This window comes from Moorena sp. SIO3I8, from assembly GCF_010692325.1.
Taxonomy (GTDB): domain Bacteria; phylum Cyanobacteriota; class Cyanobacteriia; order Cyanobacteriales; family Coleofasciculaceae; genus Moorena.
On the sequence record NZ_JAAHHW010000252.1, the window covers coordinates 1 to 3,097 of the forward strand.

Sequence of the window (3,097 nt, forward strand, 5' to 3'; positions counted from 1 at the left end):
ATCCGCTCTACCAGTCGAGGCCAGGATTTACTTTATGATTATGATGCCATAGGTCGGTTGTATGACATTCAGGAACGTCAAACTGCAGGTAATCCCAGGCAACCTTTGTACCGCAGAAATTATGTTACCCTAGGAGAGTTGGGCGAGGCAATTAAGCAATCACAAAATGACATTCCTTCGGTGCTTCTCATTGATGAAATTGATAAAGCAGATCGGGATTTTCCTAATGACTTGCTCCTAGGATTAGAGCGATTGCAATTCCAAGTTAAAGAAGTAATAAATGTTCGTTTTGATGCTTTAAAAGGTAAAACCAAAGAAGAACGAAGATATTTTTTACCGTTAATTATTATCACTAGTAATAGAGAAAAATAATTGCCAAAACCCTTCCTACGTCGTTGTTTATTTTACTACCTTAAATTTCCAGAAAATGCTACCCTAAAACAGATTATCCAGAGTCATTTTAAAACTGATATTACCCGCGTATCCGAAGCAGCTATCCAAAAATTTGGAGAACTGCGGGGATTGAGAAGTTGGCAAAAAATACCAGGTACTAGTGAATTTTTAGATTGGTTGAGAATTTTGGAACGGGATCAACAAGGGAATCAAAGTACTGCTGAAGCTTTAGCGGATACTCCAACCGCGAATCTGCCTCATCTAGAAACTCTAGTCAAAACTCAACAGGATCATGAGGCCCTGAGCAAGACCAGGATACCAGATTAGTTAGTCAGAGTATGCGATTGGCCTTGGCCTTGGCCAAAAGGCCACGGTACGCGAATGGCCACGGTACGCGATTGACCTACGGTCACGGTACGCGAACGCGCCCAAGAATGACCAATCACTGGCTAAATTCAATTCCCAGACTGACGCAGGGTAATCGCATCTTAATTTTGTATAAAATGTACTTGACAAATAGTTAGGTGTGTGGGTCTACCTCCCAGAAGCCCAAGCAGTTAACCTGAGGATCAACAAAAGTTTCTATTTCCCCATCGTTGGTCATGTCAAAAGGCTTTGGCAAACTTGTGCTGACACCTCAGCAACAACAACAGGCATTGATTCTTAGAAAGAGTGTTCTTAAACACTTTCAACACCTACAGGATCCCCGTGTGGAAAGAACCCAGCATCACAGTTTGCTAGGGATAGTCACCATTGCCATTTTGGCCATCCTCTCTGGAGCCGATGGGTTTGTCGCCATTGAGACCTACGGCAAAGCCAAGCTTGGGTGGCTAGAGACCTTTTTGGACTTACCCTATGGGATTCCCTCCCATGATACCTTTGGTCGGGTGTTGGGTCGGCTCGAACCCCAAGAGCTAGAAACCAGTTTCCTGAGTTGGGTCAGCAGCATCACCGAGAAATTAGGTGTGAGCCTGATTCATATCGATGGCAAGAGGGTAAAAGGTTCTTATGACCGAGAAAGCCAACTTAAAGCTCTGCACAGTGTCAGTGCCTGGAGCAGCGAACATGGGCGCTTTGCTGGCTCAGCAAAAGGTCGAGAGCAAGTCCAATGAAATCAAGGCAGTACCTCAGAGGCTGTTGTTGCTTAACCTTAAGGGAGCTGTGGTGACCCTCGATGCGATGGGAACCCAAATCTCCATCCCTGGGCAAATCAAGAAGGCCGAAGGAGACTATGTTTTGGCTCTCAAAGGCAACCAAGGTCAGCTCAGCCAGTCAGTAAAGGATTGGTTTAAGCAAGCTCAAGCTCAGAACTGGCAGGGGATTGAGTTCACTCACCATCAGAGTATCGAAAGTGGGCATCACCGCAGGGATACTCGTCAGGTTTGGGCGGTGCCAGTGAGTCAATTACCGCCGTTGCATCGGCAACCCGAGTGGATAGGCTTAACCACCGTAGTGATGGTTAAGACTACGCGAGAGTTATGGAACAAAACTACCAAGGAAGTTCGCTTTTACATTAGTAGTCTCGAAGCGGATGCTCAGGGCCATAACCAGGTCATTCGCTCCCATTGGACTATTGAAAATAGTCTGCATTGGGTGCTAGATGTCACCTTCAACGAAGATGCGAGTCGGATTCGTCAGGGTTATGCTGCCCAAAACCTGGGGCTGTTGCGCCGTTTAAGTGTCAATTTACTCAAGCGCGAACCGTCCCGACTCAGTCTGAAGATGAAGCGTTACAAGGCCGGGATGGACAATGACTTTGTGATCAAAATTCTGGCAGCCAGTGGGGCTGAGTGAGGGGTTCCCTCAGGTCAAGGCAAGTTTGAGGACAACTTTGATCAGGTCATGGACTTCTTCATATAGCTCAAGCCACATATCCAAAGCACTTTGCGGGACTTGAACACTAAATACATCAGCTTTGTGCATGTCATAACTTGCAGTGTACAGTCAAATTAATGGTCAAGTTAGAGTAATTTTAGAACTGGATTAAGATGCGATTACCCTGGGTTTTTTACCTAGGGATACTGATGATCCAAATCCTGAACAGTTGGCTCTAGAAGAGTACATTGACCGTATCCCTACTTACTTCAATCCCTATAATCATCCTGATTTACCAGTAGAGTCAGAGATAGCACCAACTGAGTTTATACCTTGGCTGGCCAGTTGGGTGGCGTTAAGTTTGCGAGATGATTGGACTGAGGAGACTAAACGCCGATTTATCAGCAATATTGTCCCTCTCTATCGCCAACGGGGGACTAAGGCGGGAGTGAAGCAAATGCTAGAACTTTACACTCAAGAAGACGTCAAAATCTACGAATTTGAACAACCTGCTCACTACTTCCAGGTGACAATCACCTTGAATGAGCGAGACCCTCAAAAGCTTCAACGTCAGGAAGAAATTGCTAAGGCAATTGTGAATCAGGAGAAACCAGCTCACACGTTTTATGCCTTGCGGGTGTTAGTACCCGGTATGCAAATTATTAATGAGCCCACTGAGAGTAAACCAGGCATCATCGTTGGGGAGACTACACTATTGGGCACCACAACGATATCGTAACTAAGGGTGTGGGGTGTGGGGAGTCGGGAATCGGGAGTCGGGAGTCGGGAGTGTGGTAAGAGTGGTAAGCGTGGGGAGTGTGGTAAGTGTGGGGAGTGTGGGAGGTACACAAGATTTTTTCACTCTTGCCTATTCCCTATTGCCTGTTCC

4 protein-coding genes and 2 pseudogenes are annotated in these 3,097 nt (G+C 46.1%); 5 read left to right on the plus strand and 1 reads right to left on the minus strand.

The features are described 5' to 3' along the window. From F6K51_RS35765 to F6K51_RS35785, 5 genes and pseudogenes are all read left to right on the plus strand, one after another. Window positions 1–372 (plus strand): annotated as a pseudogene (locus F6K51_RS35765) (MoxR family ATPase); the annotation flags it as partial. Further along, on the plus strand, window positions 373–720 hold the full coding sequence (locus tag F6K51_RS35770; RefSeq protein ID WP_229415292.1) for a hypothetical protein: 348 nt from the start codon (window positions 373–375) through the stop codon (window positions 718–720). An 11-nt stretch (window positions 721–731) separates the two neighbouring features. Next, entirely contained in the window at window positions 732–917 is a 186-nt protein-coding gene (locus F6K51_RS35775) for a hypothetical protein (RefSeq protein ID WP_293030534.1), read from the plus strand. A gap of 78 nt (window positions 918–995) precedes the next feature. Further along, window positions 996–2,187: pseudogene (locus tag F6K51_RS35780) on the plus strand (ISAs1 family transposase). Between the two features lie 250 nt (window positions 2,188–2,437). Beyond that, entirely contained in the window at window positions 2,438–2,947 is a 510-nt protein-coding gene (locus tag F6K51_RS35785; protein WP_293030537.1) for a phage tail protein I, read from the plus strand. Here F6K51_RS35785 and F6K51_RS35790 read toward each other — a convergent pair whose 3' ends face one another. After that, window positions 2,948–3,070, minus strand: coding sequence for a hypothetical protein (locus tag F6K51_RS35790; RefSeq protein ID WP_293030540.1), 123 nt, complete (start codon window positions 3,068–3,070; stop codon window positions 2,948–2,950). Window positions 3,071–3,097 lie beyond the last annotated feature (27 nt).